Origin of the sequence: Calditerrivibrio sp. (assembly GCF_049968475.1) — a bacterium.
Classification (GTDB): domain Bacteria; phylum Chrysiogenota; class Deferribacteres; order Deferribacterales; family Calditerrivibrionaceae; genus Calditerrivibrio; species Calditerrivibrio nitroreducens_A.
In genome coordinates this window covers 134,240-156,155 of record NZ_JBMFQS010000001.1, presented here as the reverse complement: position 1 = coordinate 156,155, position 21,916 = coordinate 134,240, and the positions used below count along the sequence as shown (strand labels likewise).

The 21,916-nt window shown below is 37.9% G+C and carries 24 protein-coding genes; all 24 read right to left on the bottom strand.

Annotation, left to right across the window (positions count from 1 at the left end; genetic code table 11):
- Positions 1 to 7: 7 nt before the first annotated feature.
- The 24 genes from nuoF to thyX all read right to left on the bottom strand — a co-directional run bounded on the left by nuoF (position 8) and on the right by thyX (position 21,904).
- Positions 8 to 1,795, bottom strand: coding sequence for an NADH-quinone oxidoreductase subunit NuoF (gene nuoF / locus ACP5Q2_RS00805; RefSeq protein ID WP_428096195.1), 1,788 nt, complete (start codon positions 1,793 to 1,795; stop codon positions 8 to 10).
- Between the two features lie 12 nt (positions 1,796 to 1,807).
- Complete coding sequence (gene nuoE / locus ACP5Q2_RS00800) at positions 1,808 to 2,302, bottom strand: NADH-quinone oxidoreductase subunit NuoE (protein ID WP_428096193.1); 495 nt, start codon at positions 2,300 to 2,302, stop codon at positions 1,808 to 1,810.
- Between the two features lie 12 nt (positions 2,303 to 2,314).
- Positions 2,315 to 3,508 carry an NADH dehydrogenase (quinone) subunit D gene (gene nuoD / locus ACP5Q2_RS00795; protein WP_013450444.1) on the bottom strand — a complete coding sequence of 398 codons (1,194 nt, stop codon included), beginning with the start codon at positions 3,506 to 3,508 and terminating at the stop codon, positions 2,315 to 2,317.
- A 13-nt stretch (positions 3,509 to 3,521) separates the two neighbouring features.
- Positions 3,522 to 4,016 carry an NADH-quinone oxidoreductase subunit C gene (locus ACP5Q2_RS00790; RefSeq protein ID WP_428096191.1) on the bottom strand — a complete coding sequence of 165 codons (495 nt, stop codon included), beginning with the start codon at positions 4,014 to 4,016 and terminating at the stop codon, positions 3,522 to 3,524.
- A gap of 8 nt (positions 4,017 to 4,024) precedes the next feature.
- Positions 4,025 to 4,501, bottom strand: coding sequence for a NuoB/complex I 20 kDa subunit family protein (locus tag ACP5Q2_RS00785; protein ID WP_424604876.1), 477 nt, complete (start codon positions 4,499 to 4,501; stop codon positions 4,025 to 4,027).
- A complete protein-coding gene (locus ACP5Q2_RS00780) occupies positions 4,492 to 4,845 on the bottom strand; it encodes an NADH-quinone oxidoreductase subunit A (protein ID WP_013450441.1) in 354 nt (117 codons plus the stop codon). Before ACP5Q2_RS00780 ends, ACP5Q2_RS00785 begins: the two co-directional genes overlap by 10 nt.
- 192 nt (positions 4,846 to 5,037) lie before the next feature.
- Positions 5,038 to 6,000: an RluA family pseudouridine synthase gene (locus ACP5Q2_RS00775; protein WP_424604664.1), complete on the bottom strand. Its 963-nt coding sequence runs from the start codon at positions 5,998 to 6,000 to the stop codon at positions 5,038 to 5,040.
- Positions 6,001 to 6,006: 6 nt separating this feature from the next.
- Positions 6,007 to 7,251 carry a DUF1015 domain-containing protein gene (locus ACP5Q2_RS00770; RefSeq protein WP_428096189.1) on the bottom strand — a complete coding sequence of 415 codons (1,245 nt, stop codon included), beginning with the start codon at positions 7,249 to 7,251 and terminating at the stop codon, positions 6,007 to 6,009.
- An 11-nt stretch (positions 7,252 to 7,262) separates the two neighbouring features.
- Complete coding sequence (gene tyrS, locus ACP5Q2_RS00765) at positions 7,263 to 8,465, bottom strand: tyrosine--tRNA ligase (protein WP_428096187.1); 1,203 nt, start codon at positions 8,463 to 8,465, stop codon at positions 7,263 to 7,265.
- A 9-nt stretch (positions 8,466 to 8,474) separates the two neighbouring features.
- Positions 8,475 to 9,254, bottom strand: a complete 780-nt coding sequence (locus ACP5Q2_RS00760; protein ID WP_424604661.1) for a prepilin peptidase — start codon at positions 9,252 to 9,254, stop codon at positions 8,475 to 8,477.
- 7 nt (positions 9,255 to 9,261) lie between these two features.
- The gene (locus ACP5Q2_RS00755) at positions 9,262 to 9,726 is read right to left on the bottom strand and encodes a chemotaxis protein CheX (RefSeq protein ID WP_428096185.1); all 465 of its coding nucleotides are present in this window, start codon (positions 9,724 to 9,726) and stop codon (positions 9,262 to 9,264) included.
- Positions 9,723 to 10,535, bottom strand: coding sequence for an LpxI family protein (locus tag ACP5Q2_RS00750; protein ID WP_428096184.1), 813 nt, complete (start codon positions 10,533 to 10,535; stop codon positions 9,723 to 9,725). Before ACP5Q2_RS00750 ends, ACP5Q2_RS00755 begins: the two co-directional genes overlap by 4 nt.
- Before the next feature lies 1 nt (position 10,536).
- A complete protein-coding gene (locus ACP5Q2_RS00745; protein WP_424604658.1) occupies positions 10,537 to 11,505 on the bottom strand; it encodes a Gfo/Idh/MocA family protein in 969 nt (322 codons plus the stop codon).
- On the bottom strand, positions 11,502 to 12,278 hold the full coding sequence (gene lpxA / locus ACP5Q2_RS00740) for an acyl-ACP--UDP-N-acetylglucosamine O-acyltransferase (RefSeq protein ID WP_428096182.1): 777 nt from the start codon (positions 12,276 to 12,278) through the stop codon (positions 11,502 to 11,504). The genes ACP5Q2_RS00745 and lpxA overlap by 4 nt, the downstream gene beginning before the upstream one ends.
- A gap of 16 nt (positions 12,279 to 12,294) precedes the next feature.
- On the bottom strand, positions 12,295 to 12,726 hold the full coding sequence (gene fabZ / locus ACP5Q2_RS00735; RefSeq protein WP_428096180.1) for a 3-hydroxyacyl-ACP dehydratase FabZ: 432 nt from the start codon (positions 12,724 to 12,726) through the stop codon (positions 12,295 to 12,297).
- Positions 12,727 to 13,743 (bottom strand): UDP-3-O-(3-hydroxymyristoyl)glucosamine N-acyltransferase, encoded by a 1,017-nt coding sequence (gene lpxD, locus ACP5Q2_RS00730; protein ID WP_428096179.1) that lies wholly within the window; start codon positions 13,741 to 13,743, stop codon positions 12,727 to 12,729. It abuts the gene before it with no gap.
- Positions 13,722 to 14,243 (bottom strand): OmpH family outer membrane protein, encoded by a 522-nt coding sequence (locus tag ACP5Q2_RS00725; RefSeq protein WP_428096177.1) that lies wholly within the window; start codon positions 14,241 to 14,243, stop codon positions 13,722 to 13,724. The genes lpxD and ACP5Q2_RS00725 overlap by 22 nt, the downstream gene beginning before the upstream one ends.
- An 18-nt stretch (positions 14,244 to 14,261) precedes the next feature.
- Positions 14,262 to 16,493, bottom strand: coding sequence for an outer membrane protein assembly factor BamA (gene bamA, locus ACP5Q2_RS00720; RefSeq protein WP_428096175.1), 2,232 nt, complete (start codon positions 16,491 to 16,493; stop codon positions 14,262 to 14,264).
- Complete coding sequence (hisG, locus tag ACP5Q2_RS00715; protein WP_424604652.1) at positions 16,490 to 17,110, bottom strand: ATP phosphoribosyltransferase; 621 nt, start codon at positions 17,108 to 17,110, stop codon at positions 16,490 to 16,492. Before hisG ends, bamA begins: the two co-directional genes overlap by 4 nt.
- Complete coding sequence (gene murA, locus ACP5Q2_RS00710) at positions 17,103 to 18,365, bottom strand: UDP-N-acetylglucosamine 1-carboxyvinyltransferase (protein ID WP_428096173.1); 1,263 nt, start codon at positions 18,363 to 18,365, stop codon at positions 17,103 to 17,105. The genes hisG and murA overlap by 8 nt, the downstream gene beginning before the upstream one ends.
- Positions 18,347 to 19,174, bottom strand: a complete 828-nt coding sequence (locus tag ACP5Q2_RS00705; RefSeq protein ID WP_428096171.1) for a N5-glutamine methyltransferase family protein — start codon at positions 19,172 to 19,174, stop codon at positions 18,347 to 18,349. Before ACP5Q2_RS00705 ends, murA begins: the two co-directional genes overlap by 19 nt.
- A gap of 17 nt (positions 19,175 to 19,191) precedes the next feature.
- Positions 19,192 to 20,262, bottom strand: coding sequence for a peptide chain release factor 1 (prfA, locus tag ACP5Q2_RS00700; RefSeq protein ID WP_428096169.1), 1,071 nt, complete (start codon positions 20,260 to 20,262; stop codon positions 19,192 to 19,194).
- Complete coding sequence (locus ACP5Q2_RS00695) at positions 20,255 to 21,160, bottom strand: DUF1385 domain-containing protein (RefSeq protein WP_428096168.1); 906 nt, start codon at positions 21,158 to 21,160, stop codon at positions 20,255 to 20,257. Before ACP5Q2_RS00695 ends, prfA begins: the two co-directional genes overlap by 8 nt.
- 18 nt (positions 21,161 to 21,178) lie before the next feature.
- Positions 21,179 to 21,904 carry an FAD-dependent thymidylate synthase gene (gene thyX, locus ACP5Q2_RS00690; RefSeq protein ID WP_424604647.1) on the bottom strand — a complete coding sequence of 242 codons (726 nt, stop codon included), beginning with the start codon at positions 21,902 to 21,904 and terminating at the stop codon, positions 21,179 to 21,181.
- Positions 21,905 to 21,916 lie beyond the last annotated feature (12 nt).

Sequence of the window (21,916 nt, the reverse complement as noted above, 5' to 3'; positions counted from 1 at the left end):
CCCTTCGTTAATCTATAGCGTTAAATGGGCAGTTTACAATACACTCCCTACATTTAACGCACTTAGATTTATCGATATATGCTACTTTACCTTTTTCCCAGGTAATTGCACCAACCGGACAAACTTTAAAACATATACCACACTTCTTACATCTATCTTCAGCCACAACAAACTCAATAAGTGCAGAGCACTCACGGGCTGGACATTTTTTATTTTTTATATGGGCCTCATACTCATTTCTAAAATATTTTATAGTAGTAATTACAGGGTTTGGAGCTGTTTGTCCAAGTCCACACAATGAAGCAGTTTTAATATCCTGGGCAAGATCAAGAAGTTTTTCTATATCCCCTTCTCTACCTTGACCAGAGGTTATCCTGTTTAGAATATCAAGCATAGTTTTTGTTCCGATTCTACATGGTATACATTTTCCGCATGATTCCCTCTGTGTGAATGTCAGGAAAAACTGCGCAACGTTTACCATACAGTTGGTTTCATCCATGACAACAACACCACCAGAACCCATCATGGCACCAGCAGCAATTAATGAATCGTAATCTATCGGTGTATCCAGCAGAGACTCAGGCAAACATCCCCCTGATGGCCCACCCAGCTGTACAGCTTTGAATTTTCTCTTTTTTGGGATCCCTCCACCAACATCAAAAATCAGCTGTCTAACTGTAATCCCCATAGGAACTTCCACCAGACCAGTTGACTTTACCTTACCACTAAGAGCAAATATCTTTGTCCCCTTGGATTTTTCTGTACCCATTGAAGCATAAAAGTCTGCACCGTCTAGTATAATCAGTGGAAGGTTAGCAAACGTTTCAACGTTATTCACATTTGTTGGTTTACCCCACAATCCTCTAACAGCAGGGAATGGTGGGCGGGATCTTGGCATACCTCTTTCACCTTCAATTGAAGCTATAAGTGCAGTTTCCTCACCACATACAAATGCACCTGCACCCTCTTTCAAATGGAGGTGAAATTCAAAATCTGTACCTAATATATTTTTACCTAAGAATCCCCTCTCTTCTGCAATTTTTAATGCCTTTTTAACCCTTTTGATGGCAAGAGGATACTCCGCCCTACAGTATATATACCCCTCACGACAACCAATTGCATATGCCGCTATTAACATCCCTTCGATTACGACGTGTGGGTTCCCTTCAATAATACTTCTATCCATGAAAGCCCCTGGGTCTCCCTCATCTGCATTACAAATAAGATACTTGAGATCACCCTTTGAAGCTCTACAGAACCCCCACTTTACTCCTGTGGGGAAGCCGCCGCCCCCTCTACCCCTAAGCCCTGATTTTTTAACCTCTTCGATAACCTGCTCAGGGGTCATCTCTTTTAATACCTTCTTGATCGCTTCATATCCACCATGGGCTATATAGTCATCTATGTCTTCCGGATCCACCTTACCACAATCTTTCAATACATACCTTTTTTGAAGCTTGTAAAAATCGTAGTAGTCTTTTTTAGCTGCCCATTTTTCAACCACCTCACCATTACCTATATGCTGCTGAACAATTGCAGGAACCATCTCCGGAGTAACATGCTCATAAGTAATAGGCTCCATCCCAGGTAAATGAATATCCACAAGAACGTCCCTTGCACACAATCCACGGCAGCCGGTGGCTTTTACTTTACAATTTCTTTCTTTTAAAACAGCCGGAACCCCTTCTTTTTTAAATTCCTGTTCGAAGGCTTCCATTACCTCATGCCCACCGGATGCAACACCGGCGGTACCCATACATACATGAACTTCTATAATATCATTTTGAGTACTCATAAGTTATCTCCCCTATTCCTGTTTTTGAGCATATTCTTTAAAAATAGATCTTGCCTGCTCAGGGGTTAAGTTCCCATAAGTTTTGTCATTGATCATAATAACTGGTGCCATACCACATGCTCCAATACAGGATACCTCTTCTAATGTAAATTTAATATCTGGTGTAGTTTCACCATTTCTGATACCAAACTCTTCAAAAACAACCTCAGATATCCTTCCGGAACCCTTTACGTGACAAGCCGTACCTCTACAAACTCTAATTACATACTTACCCCTTGGAGTAGTATAAAACTGAGCATAAAAGGTAAGCACACCATAAAGTGTATGAGGTGACATATTTAGATTTTCACCTATCCTTTCAATCATCTCTCTAGACAGGTATCCGTAATGCTCCTGCACCTGCTGCAGAACAGGAATTGTGGCACCTTTTTTCCCCTTATACTTTTCACAAATCTCATCTATTTTACTTAAATCTAAACGCTCTTGCTCTTTTACTTCAGCTTCCATATCTCGCCCCTCTTATCTGTCTATTTCGCCCAGGACTATATCAATGCTACCAATAATACCAACGAGGTCAGCAACCATATAACCCTTAGCCATTTTCTCAAGTGCACCCAGATTGACAAAAGAAGGAGCTCTTATCTTGAGTCTGTAAGGTTTTGTGTCACCATCACTTACTATGTAAAATCCAAGTTCACCCTTAGGAGCCTCAACACAGGCATAAGCCTCCCCTTTTGGAGCTGCAAAACCTTTTGTTATTATATAGAACCTGCGTATCAATGCTTCCATCTTTTCATATACTTCTTCATGTGGTGGAATCTGTATCCTTGGATCATCTGTCATTACTGGGCCTTCAGGAATCTGATCAAGTGCCTGCTGTAATATCTTATTTGCCTCTCTCATTTCCTTGATTCTTACAAGATATCTTGCGTAGATATCACAACCATCCTGAACAGCCACTTCAAATTTAAATCTATCATATATTCCATATGGTTCATCCCTTCTTAAGTCAAAATCTACACCAGAACCCCTCATAATAGGGCCACTAACACCATAGTCAATAGCATCTTCTTTAGAAAGAACACCTACACCTACAGTTCTCTTAAGCCAGATCCTGTTTTTAGTAAGAAGCTTTTCATAGGTATCAACCCTTTCATCAAAGATAGAAACAAACTCCCTCAACTTTTCGAAGAAAAGAGCAGGGACATCCTCTCTTATACCACCCACTCTTATCCAGGAGCTTGTCATCCTCTGACCTGTAGCTATCTCAAACATATCAAGGATAAGCTCCCTTTCCCTGAATGCATAGAGGAATACTGTCATCGCACCGATATCCAATGCATGCGTAGCAACCCAAACAAGGTGGCTTGCTATCCTTGCAAGCTCCGCAAATATCACCCTTAAATACTCAGCCCTTTCTGGTATTTTCACATTGAAAAACTTTTCAACGGCTAAGCAGTATGCAAGGTTATTTGATAAAGGGGAAAGATAATCCAATCTATCTGTCAATGGTATAAACTGATGGTACGTCCTGTGCTCTGCTAATTTCTCAACACCTCTGTGTAAGAATCCTATATCAGGACGAACACCAACAATAGTTTCACCATCAAGATCCACTACAAGTCTTAAAACCCCATGGGTACTTGGGTGCTGGGGACCCATGTTTACGGTTATTATTTCACTAAGGTTATCTTTTTCACTAATAGCACTCATCTATCACCCCTAACTATCTCGTAAACTTCAGGCCTAAGCCCTGTTCATCTGCATTGTTAAACCATTTCCTCCCTTTGAGAGGATACTCTTTTCTAAGTGGATGCCCTTCAAAAAATTCTGGAAGAAGGATCCTTCTCAAATCTGGATGCCCTTCAAATACCACACCCACAAGATCATACTGCTCCCTTTCAAGAAAATTAGCACCCTGCCATATATCAGTTACGGTAAATGTTTTTTCATTTTCTATAGAATATTTCACAAACACTCGCAGCTTATCATTTATTGAAAAGAGATTATAAACAACGTCAAACTTCTCTTTCCTTTTTGGCCAATGTGTAGCAACGATATCCACAAGGTATGTAAATCCAAAATCATACTTCATACTTTTCAAAAGGTCTTTAGCCACAGATCTATCCACGACTATAAACCTGGATCCAAACTTTTCATAACTATTTATCTTCGAAGGGAACTTTTCTCCTAATTTAACGACAAGATCTGCAAAAGTCATAGCCCACCTCACTTCCTTAATACTTTTTCGCCCTTAATCTTCTCCTGAAGGGCTATAATTGCATCCAGCAATGCTTCTGGCCTTGGTGGACATCCTGGGATATAGAAATCTACTGGCACTATCTCATCCACTCCCTGAACTGTTGAATAGGTGTTAAAAATTCCTCCACTGGTGGCACAACTTCCCATAGCTATTACCCATTTGGGCTCAGGCATCTGATCATATACCTTACGTACAACCGGTGCCATCTTCCTAGTAACTGTACCTGCAACTATCATAAGGTCAGCCTGTCTTGGTGTTGCCCTAAATATAATACCTAATCTGTCAAGGTCGTACTTAGAAGCCCCCACTGCCATCATTTCAATAGCACAACAAGCCAGACCAAAGGTAACAGGCCATAAAGACGAACGTCTGGCCCAGTTAATTACTCCATCAACAGTGGTTGTTATAATGTTGTCTGAAAACTTATGCTCCATCAAGCCCATTCTAACGCTCCTTTTTTCCATGCATAAAAATAGCCAAAAACTAAAATTATGATGAAAATAATCATTTCGATCAACCCAAACAAACCGAGTACATCAAATGACACTGCCCATGGAAACAGAAACACAGTTTCCACATCGAATATCACAAACAGCATTGCAATAACATAAAACCTTACGTTATACCTCTGTCTTGCATCACTGAATTCAGGCATACCGCATTCATAAACACTCAATTTAACCTTTTCAGGCTTTCTTGGTCTTATCAAAAAACCAACAGAAACACTAATAATACCTATAAGTGCTGCTACAACTAACATTAATGCAATTGGTAAATATCCACTCATATCCTCACCTCTGTATTTTGTATACAGTATGCATCTATTTATCACACGAATTTAAAACTGTCAACAATAAACATTGTTTTATCTTACAGCAGAAAACAACAACATTCTCATCAATTTAAATCCATAAATATAGGTATTTATATTTTCAATACCATTACTACCATACCTAATTGTGAGTAATAATTAATTGAACTACGAATTGATATCAAAATACAAACGATATTTTGTTATTAGATATTTTATATCCTCTGGTATTTCTGCTGTATATGAAACTTCCCTGCCTAAATAAAAGTCAAAAAATGTAATCTTATATGCGTGAAGTGCCTGCCTGCTTATACCATACTTCATAACTTTCGCTCCACCATATAAAAAATCCCCCACTATAGGGTAATTTAAGTAAGACATATGTACCCTTATCTGATGGGTTCTTCCTGTATGTATTGAAATAGAAGCAAGAAAAATTCCATCTGAACGTTTCAAAATTTTTACCTCACTGATGGCCCGCTTACCACCATTCTGCAATACAGCCATCTTTTTTCTATCTGTCAATGATCTACCAATAAAATTATCAATCATATAGTAGTCATTTTTAGGTTCCCCCATACAGACAGCTAAATAAACCTTTTGAACTTCCCTCTTTTGAAATAGTTCTGACATCTGTTGTCTTACATCCCGGTTTTTCGCAATAATCAAAAGTCCAGAAGTATCTTTATCCAATCGGTGAATTATTCCCGGTCGTACATTATCACTATCATCAATATTTTTAAACTTTGCAAGCAACCCATTCACAAGAGTATCGGTTGTATTCCCCGGAGCAGGATGTACCACTAAACCAGCGGGTTTATTGATAACTGCATACCATTTTGAATCGTAAATAACTTCAAAGTCGATCTCTTTAGGTGTAAGGTCAATATTTTCATCAGGGATAAGAACAATAATGTGATCCCCCCCAACCACTTTAGATGAAGGTTTACAGGCTTTACCATTTAATGTCACAAGACCTTCATCTATAAGATTTTTAAAGTAAGACCTTGATCTATTTAGTTTTTCACTTAAGAAAATATCAATCCTTTCGGAAAAAGAATCAGATATAATATCAAGTTTATCTACTATTCTACGTTCAGATAATGCTATCTCAGAATCTCTTTTTTTCATCCATTCCTAAAGTTCATTAATTACAAGCCCAGTTTGAAGTTTAGGATAAAAATATGTAGATTTTTGGGGCATTACCTTCCCCTGCTCTGATATCTCCCTTACAACATCTATGTTGATACCATTTAAAACAAATGCTAATCTCCGTTTCTGAGATAGTAGTTGTTTAATCTCTTCTTCTGTCTGAACAAAGTATATCCCCTGTTTTTTCAGAAGCTTATCATCATCAAACCCCAGCAGCCCTTTTAAAACAGCCTCCTGTAAAATATAAGGATCTATCCTACGATATACGGGGTCAAATCTATCCAACACTGAATCTTTAACCCTAAGTCCATATATATTACCATCCAGATACATCAACATCCTTATCTCACCAGGAACGTCTAAGAATCTCTTCTTTTTCTCATCAGTTAAAATAGTCAATGTAAAAATCTCTTCCAATCTATTGACAAACTCGACACTATCAAAATCATCAGCCACATCCACAACCCTATGAGTGGGGAAAATCTTAAGACCCTCATCATAAAAATTCACAAACATCATCATTACATATTCATAACCTTCATCTCCTGTTGCGGATGGATTGACCTCTCTCATGTAATTTCTGTAGTTTATGGCAGTTTCGTATCGGTGATGTCCATCAGCTATATAAACAGCTTTATCCATCATAAAACTGCTTATTTTCTCTATCATTTCCCTGTCATCCACCACCCATATACTATTTTTAACACCATATATATCCACCGCTGAGGCAGAAGCTATATTCTTTTTAGCCTGGGAAAACAATCTTTCAAGTCTATTTTCATTATCCAAGTATAATCCAAATATCTGGCTTAAATTTGCATGAGTGGCTTTCATCAATTCGAATCTGTCCTGTTTTGGACCAGGCAATGTTTTCTCATGGGGAAATACCTTACCTTTGCCTAACTCTTCCAATTTCATAATACCAATAAATCCCGTTCTAATATAAGTTTTACCTTCATACTCATACTCCTGTTCATAAATGTAGTAGGAAGGTGAAGGATCCTTTATCAAAACGTGAGCTTCTTTCCAATTTTTATACATTTCACCAGCTTTTTTGTATTTATCTTCACCTATTGGTAAATCTATATGCACAATGTTGAAAGGAGATTTCCCTACGAGTAGATCTCTTAAATTTGTATCTATGACATCATAAGGTGGTGCTATAACCTGCTTCAGAAGCGTCTTCTCCAGATTATATCTTACACCTCTAAAAGGCTTTACACATACCATACAACCCTCCACTATTTGAGCTTCAATCTTGCAAAATTTCTCTTCCCGACTTTCAGTATAAATTCTCCAGCACCCAGAGATAAATCCACATTTTCTACTTTTTCACCATTTATAGTAACGGCACCGGATGTGGCAAGTCGCCTGACCTCGCTATTGGATGGAGCAAATCCTAACTTTTTAACAATATCTATCAATCTCTCATCAGCGTTACCCTCAAATAGTTTAATATCATCGGGTATCTCTTTTTTACTAAAAACCTGCTCAAACCATTCCCTGGCATGCTTTGCCTCAACATAACCATGAAATCTTTTTACAATCTCCTCTGCAAGATCCTTTTTTGCATCCATCGGATGTATCTTGCCGGACTCCACACCATTTTTAATACGCTCAACTTCTTCAAGAGTTTTATCACTTAATAAAAGATAATACCTAAACATCAGCTGATCTGAAATAGACATAATTTTGCCAAACATATCCGTCGGCTTTTCAGTAATACCAACGTAATTTCCAAGAGACTTACTCATCTTTTGTACCCCATCAAGCCCTTCTAATATTGGAACTGTAAGAGCAACCTGAGGATTTTGACCATTCATTCTCTGTAAATCCCGCCCGACTAACAAATTAAACTTCTGATCTGTACCCCCCAGCTCCACATCAGCCTTAAGAGCCACCGAGTCATACCCCTGAACAAGAGGATACAAAAACTCATGTATACTGATAGGTTTACCACTGCTGTACCTTTTGGCAAAATCATCCCTTTCCAACATCCTTGCCACAGTATATGATGATGCAAGCTTAATCATATCATAGGAGGTCATCTTCTCCATCCAGCGACTATTAAATGCAATCTCTGTTTTTGACGGGTCTAATATTTTAAAAACCTGCTCTTTATAGGTTTCAGCATTTTTTAAAACTTCCTCTTTCGTAAGAGCCTTTCTTGTTTCAGATTTTCCGGTGGGATCCCCAATAAGTCCAGTGAAATCACCTATAAGGAATATAACCTGATGGCCAAGATCCTGAAAATGTTTCATCTTTTGAATCAACACTGTATGCCCAAGATGAAGATCCGGTGCAGTTGGATCAAAACCTGCCTTTACCCTCAGAGGGATATTATTTCTAATGGAGTATTCGAGCTTCTGCTTCAGCTCCTCTTCTGATATTATCTCTTCGGTACCCCTTTTTATTACCTTGATCTGTTCCTCGACACTAAGCAAGCAAACCTCCTATCTCAGCAAACCTATATATAAATTTATCAATTCTTCACCATAAAAGAGATAAACAATAGATCCAAACGCAATAAATGGACCAAATGGGATGGGATATGAATTATCCTTTAAAACCTTTATTATAATTATACCGATTACAGCTCCAACAAAAGAAGACAATATCAATATAGGCAAAATAGCTTTTACCCCCAAAAATGTACCAGACATTCCCATAAGATACATATCACCATCTCCCATCCCCTCTCTACCCCTTAAAATCTTATATACTATAGCAGGTATAAAAAGGGAGATGAAGCCAATAACCCCTCCTAAAATGCTATTTACAAATCCAAGGCCATTAAAAAAAGATGTGATCAACCCTAAAATGATCCCGGCATAAAGAATTACTGAAGGAATAACACCACACTCAAATTGATCCTTTTCAAATGCTGTATAAAGATCGGTAAATCCAGCTGTTAAAATAAAAAAAGAAAATATTAAAAATGACAGTGAATTTAAGCTTAATCCATACTTAACACACACAAGGAAAAAGACTGAAGAAGTTATCAATTCCACTATAAAATACCTAAAAGGTATCCTAGCACCGCACACCCTACATCTTCCATTTAATAAAATATAACTTATGAGTGGTATGTTATCATAAAATCTAATCTCCTGTTTGCAACTTGGACAATTAGACTTTGGGGTGATTATAGATATCCCTCGGGGTAGCCTGTAAATTAACACATTCATAAAACTACCGAAGATTGCACCTAAAAGAAAAAAAAGATAACACATCTGGTTTTTATTGTTCTTTGAGAGCAACTTCCACTACAAAGAATTTATTCCCAACGTCAAACTTCACTCCCAGACATGGAACATTGCTTGGTCTGTTTATCTTGTGACCTTTTCCCACTATAACATTGGGGATTGATATCTTAAACTTCAACCCTTTTTCCGAAAATACCTTCTTGGTACTTCCAGCTATCATGTTTATAAACTCACCCACCGCATCGATAACGTCATCATCTACACTTTTCTTATTTTCACCCAAAAACTTACTCACTACTTCCAGAGCAAGATCCTCCGGCATACTGATCACCACAGATCCTGTAGCCTGCCCGGCAAGCCCTATCACCCCAGATATATCAAAAGAAGGTTCATCCCCCTGTTTGATATAGATATTATTTTTTTTGGGTTCGATTCCCACCATAGTCTTAAATACTGATAACGTAGATTCTATAAAAGGATTGATGTACTCTGCTTTCATAAACTATCTCCATTGAAAGATATCATTATTAATTTATTTTCATCACAGAACTTTTTTACTTCATCAGTGTCCACCACAATAGTTGTCCCAGATTCTATTGCAAGACAGACACCTTTATTATCTAATATTTTTTTCAAAGTGTCAATACCTACTGTGGGGATGTCAAATCTTTCATCCTGTTTTGGCTTGGCAACCTTCACCACCACAGCCCCCTCTTTCGCCAGTCTGCATCCCCTTTCGATGGTAGAATCAGTACCTTCTATAGCCTCAAGGGCCATTACCGCCTTATTTTTTACCACCACAGTCTGCCCCACATCCACACTACCCAAAACCTTAGCCACTTTATAGCCAAAAGCCACATCATCCATTATCGTTTTATTAGGCTTTTTCTTTGAAATAACTCCCTCAGGCAGGAAAAGATCCTTTAATATATCGCTCTGTTTTAATACACCTATACCATGCTTTTGAAGCTCTTCAACTATCTTCAGCATTATGGTATCATCATTTCTATTTTCTAATGTCCACAAAAGTTTTATTGCTGTAAGATCAAGCTTAAGATTTTTATACAAAAGAGTTTTATTCACCTTACCTGCAAATAGTATATTCTGTACACCTTCTGACTTTAGCGTTTTTATGATTTTACCCACCTGACCTACACTAAATTGATGTAGGCTTTCAGTTACACTGTTAAAATCAACCGTCACCTCTTCCGCAAGGGATATCACCACAACCCTGCCATACTTTTCTTTCAATTTATTATATGCGATAAGGGGTAGTTTTCCATACCCCGCAATCAACCCTACTGCCAAACTACACCTTTATTCTTCCTATTCTTTTTTTCAATATTTCATCAACAGCCAAAGCCACTTTAAGTGAGTTCAACTCATGTTCCACAGTGACAATTCTACTTGTTTCCCCTTTAATACAGCTAAGAAAATGTTTTATCTCCATTTTGAGTGGATTATCTTTATAGACAAAAACCCTTTCGAGTATGTATTCATTAATATACTTTAATTCTTTATTCCCAAAAACATGCTGGGAGGCACCTTTTCGGTAAATGTTGATATCCTGATTGGTGTAATCAAGATATATAAAGGCATCCTGCTGGCTGATACTCATCGTTCTGTCTTTCTTTTGAGTTACACGGCTTACAAGGATATTTGCCACAGCGTTGTTGTCAAACACCAATGTGACGGATGCAAAATCTGGTAGGTCGGAATAGACAATGCTACCTTTTGCCTCCACATCTATAACTGGCCTGTTCATCAGATTGATTATGATATCTATATCATGTATCATAAGATCCAGAACAATACTGTCATTTTTCATCCTTTCAACATAAGGTCCCACCCTTCTGGACTCTATCAAAAAGGGATTATCTATCAACTTCTTAATCTCCTGGACGGCTCCGTTAAATCTTTCCACATGCCCTATGTGCAACACCAGATTCTTCCTGCTGGCTATTTCAAAAAGCTCCACCGCCTGATTGTAATCTGTTGTAATTGGTTTTTCCACAAGGACATGTTTACCTGCATTCAAACATTCTTTGGCTATTTCGTAATGATATTTTGTGGGAGCGGCGATAGTTACAGCATCAACTTTATCAAACAATTCCCTGAAATTTGTGGTGCTAAATACATTATCGGATAAATTTAAACTTTTTAATGTTTCCGGATTGAGATCACATACCGCTGCCTTCTCAAGGTCAGAAATCTCATCATATAGATTTAAATGGTATCTCCCCATCCTTCCGACACCGATCAAACCCATCCTTATCATTCGCCCCTCCTCATTATGCCCCTTTTGGATTTTTTAATAAAGTCTAAGAATATCTTAACCTCTTCATATTGAGTAAGAGTGGCAATTTGGTGTACAACATCATCCAGTACGTAATCCATATTCACAAGTATACTATAAGCTTTTTTAAGCTCATTTCTGACTTCTGGCGGTACCTTCCTTCTTTTGAGACCAACCATATTTAGCCCGAACAGTCTTGCGGGATTGCCATCCACCAGGGCATAAGGAGGTACATCTTTTGTAATTTTTGCATACGCCCCCACCATAGCCTGTCTACCTATTCTGGTAAATTGATGAACACCGGCACCTCCACCAATTATCACACCATCATCCACATGCACATGACCGGCAAGGCCTACGTAGGAGGTAATAATAACATTATTCCCGATTCTACAATCATGAGCCACATGACTGGAAGCCATAATATAGCAGTTATCTCCTATTGTGGTTACCCACTCCTCTTTTGTACTTGCTCTGTGAATAAATGCAAACTCCCTTATGATGCAATTCTTTCCTATAATGAGCCTTGTATCCTCACCCTTATAGCTTATATCCTGAGGGGCACCACCTAAATTTACATTAGGTGAGACTATGGTCCCATCACCTATCTCAGTATTTGATTCTATGACAGTACCGAAGCCAATTTTTACATTATCACCAATCTTACAATTCTTCCCAATGTAAACATTGGCAGCAATCTCTGCAGTATCGGATATTTCAGCAGTCTTGTCAATAAAAGCATGTTTGTCGATCATAATCTAATCCTTTATACTATTTTTTTCTTACCATAGCCATAAATTCAGCCTCGGTGACTATAATACCATCCACCAGCACCACCCCTCTCAGTCTGAATATATTCCCTTTCTTCTTTGTTAATTCCACTTTTAATGTGAGCACATCACCAGGAACAACAGGCTTTCTAAACTTTGCGTTATCTATACTCATGAAAAATATCTCTGCATTTGACGCATCGATCCCATCAATATGATCATAACAGAGAATACCACCAGCCTGAGCTAGGGCTTCAATTTGCAAAACCCCAGGCATTATCGGCTCTGATGGAAAATGTCCCATAAAAAAAGGCTCGTTGATGGTAACATTTTTTTGGGCCGTAATAGAGTTTTCATCTTTTTTCAACACCTTATCCACCAATAGAAATGGGTATCTGTGTGGAAGAAGCTCCATTATCTTCTTTATATCCATCTATTTCTCCTCTGCTATTTTGTTTAGAGTCTTTTTCATGTCGTACAGTTCCTTAAAAACTGCAGAATTTTTCATGAAAAGTCTCGCTTCCATAACAGGTGACCCCACATAAACCCCTTTCTCTTCTATATCAGACATAACCCCCGCCTGAGCCATGATGATTGTACCATCTGCTATTTTAACATGATCGGCAATCCCTACCTGCCCCGCCAACATAACATAATCCCCTATCTTGCAGGATCCAGCTATACCCACCTGAGATACAATTATGCAGTTTTTACCTATCTTGGTATTATGCCCTATCTGGACGAGATTATCTATTTTTGTCCCCTTACCGATTATAGTTGATCCGAGGGCTGCCCTATCAATACATGTATTGGCACCAATCTCCACATCATCTTCTATGATGACATTTCCCACCTGTCTGATCTTAACATGCCCATTCGGCAAATTCACGTATCCAAAACCATCCGCACCAATAACCACGCCGGCATGAATGATCACGTTATCCCCAATCACACAACCGTCATAGATCACAACGTTTGGATATATCTTTACATTTTTACCTATACGCACATAATTACCGATCTTTACACCAGAAGAGATATAAGAATTATCACCTATTTCAGAATGCTCACCTATTGAAACAAAATCACCAATGAAACAGCCCACACCAACCATAACACTACCACTAATAGATGCATTGCTGGAGATATAAGAGGTGAACGATTTTTCCGGATAAAAGATATCCAGAAGCTTTACCAGAATAAGCTTATCCTCTTTCACAATTATATGAGGTTTTTCTATCTTCTCTTTTATAGTGTCATAAACAACAACAGCTCTTATGCGTTCATCTTTTAATAGGTTCAGATATTTTCTGTTTGTCAAAACAACCAGTGAAGAATCAGTAGGTTCTTCTATGGAAGAGATGGTTTTAACTGTTAAATCTTCACCTACTAACGTACCACTTAATTTTTCAGCCAAGAATGATAGCGTTATTTCTTTTTGCTGTTCCATTCTTTGTTGTACCTTTCCACAACAAGCTTTGTGATATCAGCAGTGTCGGAATTATAAAGGACGCCGGATTCTCTTTTTTCAAAGATTACACTATAGCCCAGTTCCTTACCCAGCTTTTCCACCACATCCCTTAATTCACCAGCTATCTTGGCCACTAAGTTTTGCTCTTTTTTCTTAAACTCATCATTGGCGTCTTTTATTATCCTCTGAAGATCTTTAAGCTTTTTCTGGTATTCATCCATTTTGGATTGTTTGGCGTCATCGCTTAGAATAGCACTCTGGGCATTTATTTCATCCTGCATCTTTTTTAGTTCAAGACTTTTTGTATCAATGTCTTTCTGCAGTTCCTGGTACTCCTTTTTCATACTTTCAACAGCGGCCTTACCAGCATCGCTGTCATCGAGAGCTTTTTGCATATCAAACACAGCTATCTTTGAATTAGCAAAGGCAAGCCCACCCATAAAAATTAACATTAATCCAGCTAAAAATAATTTTTTCATATATTCCTCCATTTTTTTTTAAAATAATCCACCTATTGAAAAATCCCATCTACCCGATGATTCCCCAGGTTCTCTATCAAGCTTATGACCATATTCTATACGCAAAGGCCCTATTGGGGAAAACCATCTAAAACCATAACCTATCGATTTTCTTAGAGATCTTGACATATACCCCTCATTCTCATCATACACCTGACCAGCATCGAAAAAGAAAACACCTTTAAACTTATTCTCTTTGGATATATCAAATGACAACTCTGCATTAAAGAGAACGTATTTATCTCCACCATAATCATATCCGTTTTTATCTTTTGGGGAAATATCTCCATATTTATACCCCCTAACACTGTACATACCACCCAATCTGTATCTCTCATCTATGGGAAGCTTCTTATCTCCAATCTTTGTAAGATAACCGGTTTCTCCATGCAACATCCCCACAAATGACCAGAATAATGGGAAATATTGGGCGCTCTCTACACCTGTTTTTACAAAATCGTTGTCTCCACCAAGTACTGTACCAGCTAATTTTACAAAAAGTGTGGATTTATTACCTTTAGATGGATCGAAGGGGTGATTTAGCGTATTCCATACCAGGCTTGGGGTAAAGCTTACGATGGTGGTTTCCCCTTCCTGATCCCTTACGTAATCCGAAGCATCCCACTCAAGATCGTATATTCTAATCTTATCATAGGCCAACTTATAGTTTACATATAGCTTCCTTTTTATTATAGGATGTCCAAGCCTAATGGCAATACCCTCTGATTTTTTAGTATATTCATAGTAGCTTCTTTTAAGATTGTATAAGTCAACACCGAAAGTTACAGGTCTATCGAAGAGCCATGGGTTTGTGAAACTCAGGGTGTAATCTGTCCTCTTGCTAGAAAACTCCGCCTTTAACCCTAAGTTATAACCTAATCCGAAGAGGTTTTGTTGATTAACAGAAGCCATACCAGTCACACCATCCAGACTCGAATATCCAGCCCCTATTGTAAACATCCCCGTAGGCTTCTCTTTTACACTAAGTTTCAAATCCATCAATCCTTCAGATAATACATCCTCCTTAAGGTTCACCTCTTCAAAATAGTTGGTGAACTCCACGTGCTGTTTTGATTCCTTTATCTTTGAGGAGTTGTATTTCTCTCCTTCCACTATCTCAAATTCCCTCCTTATAACCCTATCCCTGGTCTTGTTGTTACCTGTTATGATTATCCGATTTATATAATAAAGGATGTTTTCTTCTATATTATATGTAATATTCACAATCTTTTCATTATCTTTAATATCGTTTTGAGGATCCACGTTGGCAAAGGCATAACCTATTTCTGTAAATGCATCTGTAAGAGATTTTATATCATTTTGAAACTTTTCAGCACTGAAAATATCGCCAGGTTTCAGTGTAAGTCTATTAAAAAGAGTTTTATCGTCCAGATGTACATTACCCTTAAAAGCAATCTCACCTATTTTATATTTTTCCCCTTCCTCAATCCTGAATACCAGCGTTACCTTTTTCTTATTATCAGAATAGATTAATTCCGGCTCAGCAACCTTCACCCGCATATAACCATTATTAAGGTAATGCTGTCTTAATCTTTCTCTATCATACTCAAGATTCTCCCTCTTGATTTTTCCACTGCTAGTAAGCCATGAGAAAATCCCTTTCTCGTTTGTTTCAATCAGCTTTTTTAGTTCCTTTGTTTTAAACTGTTTGTTTCCATAGAATTCGATTTTGTAGATCTTCGATTCTACCCCTTCTTCAATGCTAAATACGATGTCTACGGCGTTATTCCCCCGCTCTTCTATATCGTAAGATATCTTCACGTTATAAAAATTGTTATCTTCATATTTCTTCCTGATATCCTTTATGGCATCCTCGATTAAATTTTTATCAAAAGGTGAATTCTCTTTTATCTTTAATTCTTCTTTGAGCTTGTCTTCTTTTAACTCTTTGTTACCTTCAAAGTAAACTTTATTGATAAATGGCTTTTCTTTAACAATGTAGACTAAAATCATCCTGTCATCTTCAAATTTCAGATCCACCTTAATATCCAGAAATAGACCTGATTCATATAGTTTTTTAACCGAATCATCTATCTTTTTAAGATCAAACTCATCCCCAGCTTTTAAAATATATGATTGTATCTTGGATGTTGAAACCCTTTTATTCCCCTGTACCAGAACCTGATCTATAGTACTGGCAAAAAGATTAAAACTAATCAAGAAAAACAGAATTACGAATATCTTTTTCATCCTCTCAACATCTCCAATATACTTTTTATTTTATGATACTTTGTTCTCACCAAATTCTTATTACCTATTAGCCTTGCGGTGGAATCCATGATATTTTCAATTATGTGAAGCCCGTTCTTTTTCAATGTTTCCCCTGTGGATACAAGATCCACAATAATATCCGAAAGTCCAAGTATCGGGGCAATCTCAATGGAACCGTAGAGCTTTATCGTTTCCACAAAAAACCCTTTTTTTATAAAAAAATCTTTGGTAATGTTTACGAACTTCGTAGCCACCTTTATATCATGCCTATATTTAAAATTGGGATCCGCCGCAGCCACACACATTCTACAAAAACCAAACCCCAGATCTAAAAACTCATACACATCGGCTTTTGTTTCGCAAATGATATCTTTCCCCACCACACCCAGATCGCATGCTCCATATTCAACATAAGTTGGTACATCCATATTCCTCACAAGTAAAAATCTAAATTTTTCTTCATCATCATTGAAGACAAGCTTCCTTGATTTAAAGTCAATACAATTGTTTTTTAAGATCCCTTTTTTCAAAAAAAGTTCTATAGTGTCTTCCGCAAGTCTCCCCTTTGGAAGAGCAATTGTAATAGTATCATTCATCTTTCACCCTTTGAATATCAGCACCTAATAAATTCATTTTTTTATCAAACTCTTCATAACCTCTATCCAGATGGTATATACGGTGGATGTTGGATTCCCCATCCGCCATTAGTGCAGCGATCACAAGCCCTGCACTTGCCCTGAGATCTGACGCCATAATATCAGCACCTGTAAGTTTTTCCACCCCTTTGATGACAGCAGACCTATCCTTGAGCCTGATATCAGCCCCCATCCTCTTCAATTCCGCCACATGCATAAATCGGTTTTCGAATATATTCTCCGTTATAACCGATAGACCTGAAGCTGTTGTCATAATAGCCATAAACTGAGCCTGCATATCTGTGGCAAATCCAGGATAAGGCTGTGTAACCACATCTGCTGACTTTAACCTGCCATCCGATACTATTCTTAGTGTATTACTGTTGATTATTTTTATATCACATCCCACTTCCAGAAGCTTATCGATCGTTGCCTTCATGCACTCCACGGGGGCATCTTCCACCACCACATCCCCACCTGTTCCGGCAACGGCACACAAAATCGTCCCCGCCTCTATTCGATCGGTCATAACAGTATAATCCGCAGGGTTTAACTCACTGACACCTTTTATCTTTATTACATTTGTACCTTCACCGGATATATTAGCCCCCATTCTCTTTAAAAATCGGGCAAGATCCACCACCTCAGGCTCCTGTGCAGCATTGTATAAAATAGTCTCCCCTTCAGCCAGAGTAGCAGCCATCATAATATTTTCAGTACCGGTAACTGTTACAAGATCGAAATATATCTCACATCCTTTCAATTTTTGAGCTTCGGCAATGATATAACCATGCTCTATATCTATTTTTGCACCCATTTGAGCCAGAGCTTTTATATGCTGATCCACAGGCCTTTCACCTATGGCGCATCCACCCGGGAGAGAAACCTTGGCTTTACCTTTTTTGGCCACCAGCGGTCCCAGCACGAGTACACTTGCCCGCATCGTTTTAACGAGATCGTACGGGGCTGTCCACAAATCATTGTCATCTGAGTTTGTCAAGAATACACGATTATCCTGAAACTCGTAATTTATCCCCATCCCTTTCAATAGTTTAAGCATTGTCCTTACATCCATAAGATTTGGGGTATTGTCAATTAAATATTCACCAGAAGCGAGAAGCGTTGCAGCGAGAATAGGTAAGCATGAATTCTTTGCACCGCTTACTTTTACTTTACCGTTTAATCTATTGCCACCTATTACTTTGAATTTATCCATTTAAGCACCCTTTTTTTACCAGTAAAATCCTCTATAAAGCTTATCTCTTTGCCAGAAAATATCTTTTTTAGCTCTTCAGACATTCCATCACCAATTTCAAAAAATATAATAGTATCTTCTTTACACGATTTATATATTATTCTCAACAGTTTTTTATAGAAATAATACCCATTATCCTCCGCAAATAATGCTTGGTGGGGCTCATAGAGTACCGAATTGGGTAATTTTTCATTGTTTGAAATATATGGAGGATTGCATAATATGATATCAAATTCTGATATATTCACTGACTCCAGATTTCTCACTGCATCAAGACATACGAGGTAAGATCTATCTATAAGATTATGCTTACGAAGATTTATCATTGCCACTTCCAGAGCTGGCAGACTGATGTCAACTCCCACACCTGTCGCATCAACCTTTTGCAGGAGATAAGTTGCTAAAATAACCCCTGAACCTGTGCAGATATCTAAAACCTTTGGCTTTTTGATATCTATTTTAAGTGCCTCTTCCACTAAAATTTCCGTTTCATGCCTTGGTATAAGTACCCTTTCATCCACATAAAATTCGTAACCAAAAAACTCTCTACTTTTCGTTACGTATGAAACGGGATACCCTTCAAAGACTTTTTTAACGATAAACTTTTTGTATCCTAGCAATTCTATTTTTCTGGAAAGATGGTTATGAAGATCTTTATAATCAACGCCTAAAAGATACGAAACAAATTCTCTAGCCTGATATGATGGAAGAAATCCACTCAACGCACTTAAAATCTCAGATGCTAATACTTCCCCATCAAAACTTTTCAATCATTACCCTTCAAATATCATAGTCCAATATTTTTCAATTTTTCAGCCTGATCGTAAGTGATAAGTGCATCGATAATCTCATCTAATTCCCCTTCCATGACCATATCAAGATTGTATACGGTGAGGTTTATCCTGTGGTCAGTCAACCTATTCTGAGGGAAATTGTATGTCCTTATCCTTTCACTTCTATCACCGGATCCCACCTGTTGTTTTCTATTTTCCGCCTGCTCCATCCTCTGCCTTTCCAATTCCATCTCAAAAACCTTAGACTTGAGAAGCTTCATGGCCTTTTCCTTATTTTTTATCTGGCTTCTCTCATCCTGACAGGAAACCACAATACCAGTTGGAATATGCGTTATCCTTACAGCGGAATCTGTGGTATTCACATGCTGTCCACCGGCACCGGATGACCTGTATACATCGATCCTCAAATCCTTGGGATCTATATGCACATCCACGTCATCTGCCTCCGGAATTACAGCAACCGTACAGGCGGATGTATGTATCCTTCCACTTGATTCCGTTTCAGGTATTCTTTGAACCCTATGTCCACCAGCTTCATATTTCAACTTACTATAAGCATTCTTACCTTTAACCAGAAGAATAACCTCTTTATAACCACCCATGCCAGTTTCATTGGCATCTATTATCTCAGTTTTCCACCCACATTTCTCGGCATATCTTATATACATCCTTAAAAGGTCAGCTGCAAAAAGAGCAGACTCTTCGCCACCAGTACCTGCTCTTATCTCAATATATATGTTTTTCTCGTCAAACGGGTCTTTAGGTAAAAGTAATATTTTGAGCTCCTCAGAAATCTTCTCTAATTTCTCCCTACCCTCAGCCAATTCCGTCTCTGCAAGCTCGATAAGATCTTTATCCCCACCATCCTTCAATATGGCTTCTGCCTCTTTTATAGATCTTTGAACATCTTTGTATTCAATATACTTCTCTACTATCGGTTTTAGATCGGAGTGCTCTTTACTGAGCTGTTGATAGACTTTTATATCACTCATTACGTTTGGATCTGCAAGCTTTTCAGTCAATTCATTATATTTTTCTAAAACCTCTTCCAGATGATCAAACATATATTAAACCTTCCTTATTTTCATTTATTTCTAAAGCTTCTTTGATTGAAATTAGAGCCACTTCAAGCTGGCTGTCATCCGGCTCTTTAGTGGTAAGCTTTTGCAACCACAATCCAGGAGCTATCAATATTTTTACCAATATATTATTCTGAAATTTAGCGCTAAGCTTTAGTATCTCATATGAGATACCAGCGATGACAGGAACAAAAACAATCCTCGACAAAAATTTAATTAAAAAATGGGAGTCTTTTGGTATAAGTGTAAAAACAAATATGGATACTATCATAACGATCAGCAAAAAGCTTGTCCCACAGCGGGGATGAAACCTGCTCATCTGTCTTGCATTCTCTACGGTCAATTCTTTACCGCTTTCAAAGGTAAAGATAGATTTATGCTCCGCCCCATGATACTGAAAAACCCTTTTTACATCTTTAAAAAAAGAGATAATGTATATGTATAAAATAAAAAAGATCACTCTTATTATTCCATCCACCAGATTATAAACGAGAAACGATCTTTCTATCAACGGAAATATTAGCTTTAAAAGATCTGTAAGTAGTAAAGGTAGAAAGAGAAAAAGACCAATACCAAGACCAAAGCCAAAGAGCAGGGTAAAAAAGATCTCTTTAAAGCTCAGCTTCTCCTCACCTTCACCTAAAGCATGATGAGCGCTGAAATTAAGCGCCTGAATTCCAAGTATCAATGCGTCATAAAGACCTATTAAGCCTCTTATAAAAGGCTTTTTAAAAAATTTATTTGCATCTATTTTTATATCTTTTTTTTGTACCACAATCTGATTATCCGGCCGCCTGACAGCGATGACAAATTTCGAGGGTGCCCTCATCATAACACCTTCAATGACCGCCTGGCCACCGATATTTATATTACATTTACCCATATTTTCACCTGAAAGTTTTTAATTTAGACGATTGTATTTCTTTAGAAGTTCTATATATTTTTTGCGGACATCCTCCGCCTGCCCACATGTAAACTCCCCTTCTGGGCATTTTTCGGTAACACATCCAGGGCCAGCATGTCTGAAGATGGAAGGTGCCACCTCAAGGCAAAGTTTTAGCATCTCTTCCGCCATTAGACGGATCTCCCACTGGGCACGGTTGCAACATCTTATTTTAAAAAAATGAAGTAGCTCCCTTGCATTCATAGTCACAATAATCTTTGTTTCACAGGCATTTGGCAAAATATACCTGGCATCCTCTGCCGGAATATCCTGTGATATCATTTCAGAGTATAGATCGGAAATCTCCGCCATCAACGCTTCAAACCGCTTTCTATACCTTTCATTATTTTTTATGGTAAGCGGCATTATGTAATCAAAATTTTCAGTGTACTTGACATATCTCTGGGATTTCTGGGAATAGCTGGCGATACGATGCCTCACCAATTGATGAGTCAATGCCCGTGATACACCTTCAATCCCAAATGTGAAAGATATATGCTCCAATACAGAATGATGACCAATCTTTACGATCTTTTCGATAAAGCCCTGCTGGTCTCTTTTGGATATAACTTCTTTGAGATCCTCAATATTTGCATCAGAATAACACAATTTAGCAGCTAAAGCCACAACACCTTCAGGATCTGGCGTGTGGCTTAAAAGTTTTACAGAAAGATTATATTCCATAACGGGCCAAAT

What these genes read in the sequence shown, in the direction of transcription:
- nuoF (WP_428096195.1), bottom strand. Translation starts at nt 1,795, where the DNA reads ATGAGTACTCAAAATGATATTATAGAAGTTCATGTATGTATGGGTACC.
- nuoE (WP_428096193.1), bottom strand. Translation starts at nt 2,302, where the DNA reads ATGGAAGCTGAAGTAAAAGAGCAAGAGCGTTTAGATTTAAGTAAAATA.
- nuoD (WP_013450444.1), bottom strand. Translation starts at nt 3,508, where the DNA reads ATGAGTGCTATTAGTGAAAAAGATAACCTTAGTGAAATAATAACCGTA.
- ACP5Q2_RS00790 (WP_428096191.1), bottom strand. Translation starts at nt 4,016, where the DNA reads ATGACTTTTGCAGATCTTGTCGTTAAATTAGGAGAAAAGTTCCCTTCG.
- ACP5Q2_RS00785 (WP_424604876.1), bottom strand. Translation starts at nt 4,501, where the DNA reads ATGGGCTTGATGGAGCATAAGTTTTCAGACAACATTATAACAACCACT.
- ACP5Q2_RS00780 (WP_013450441.1), bottom strand. Translation starts at nt 4,845, where the DNA reads ATGAGTGGATATTTACCAATTGCATTAATGTTAGTTGTAGCAGCACTT.
- ACP5Q2_RS00775 (WP_424604664.1), bottom strand. Translation starts at nt 6,000, where the DNA reads ATGAAAAAAAGAGATTCTGAGATAGCATTATCTGAACGTAGAATAGTA.
- ACP5Q2_RS00770 (WP_428096189.1), bottom strand. Translation starts at nt 7,251, where the DNA reads ATGGTATGTGTAAAGCCTTTTAGAGGTGTAAGATATAATCTGGAGAAG.
- ACP5Q2_RS00760 (WP_424604661.1), bottom strand. Translation starts at nt 9,254, where the DNA reads ATGTGTTATCTTTTTTTTCTTTTAGGTGCAATCTTCGGTAGTTTTATG.
- ACP5Q2_RS00755 (WP_428096185.1), bottom strand. Translation starts at nt 9,726, where the DNA reads ATGAAAGCAGAGTACATCAATCCTTTTATAGAATCTACGTTATCAGTA.
- ACP5Q2_RS00745 (WP_424604658.1), bottom strand. Translation starts at nt 11,505, where the DNA reads ATGATAAGGATGGGTTTGATCGGTGTCGGAAGGATGGGGAGATACCAT.
- lpxA (WP_428096182.1), bottom strand. Translation starts at nt 12,278, where the DNA reads ATGATCGACAAACATGCTTTTATTGACAAGACTGCTGAAATATCCGAT.
- fabZ (WP_428096180.1), bottom strand. Translation starts at nt 12,726, where the DNA reads ATGGATATAAAGAAGATAATGGAGCTTCTTCCACACAGATACCCATTT.
- lpxD (WP_428096179.1), bottom strand. Translation starts at nt 13,743, where the DNA reads ATGGAACAGCAAAAAGAAATAACGCTATCATTCTTGGCTGAAAAATTA.
- ACP5Q2_RS00725 (WP_428096177.1), bottom strand. Translation starts at nt 14,243, where the DNA reads ATGAAAAAATTATTTTTAGCTGGATTAATGTTAATTTTTATGGGTGGG.
- bamA (WP_428096175.1), bottom strand. Translation starts at nt 16,493, where the DNA reads ATGAAAAAGATATTCGTAATTCTGTTTTTCTTGATTAGTTTTAATCTT.
- hisG (WP_424604652.1), bottom strand. Translation starts at nt 17,110, where the DNA reads ATGAATGATACTATTACAATTGCTCTTCCAAAGGGGAGACTTGCGGAA.
- murA (WP_428096173.1), bottom strand. Translation starts at nt 18,365, where the DNA reads ATGGATAAATTCAAAGTAATAGGTGGCAATAGATTAAACGGTAAAGTA.
- prfA (WP_428096169.1), bottom strand. Translation starts at nt 20,262, where the DNA reads ATGTTTGATCATCTGGAAGAGGTTTTAGAAAAATATAATGAATTGACT.
- ACP5Q2_RS00695 (WP_428096168.1), bottom strand. Translation starts at nt 21,160, where the DNA reads ATGGGTAAATGTAATATAAATATCGGTGGCCAGGCGGTCATTGAAGGT.
- thyX (WP_424604647.1), bottom strand. Translation starts at nt 21,904, where the DNA reads ATGGAATATAATCTTTCTGTAAAACTTTTAAGCCACACGCCAGATCCT.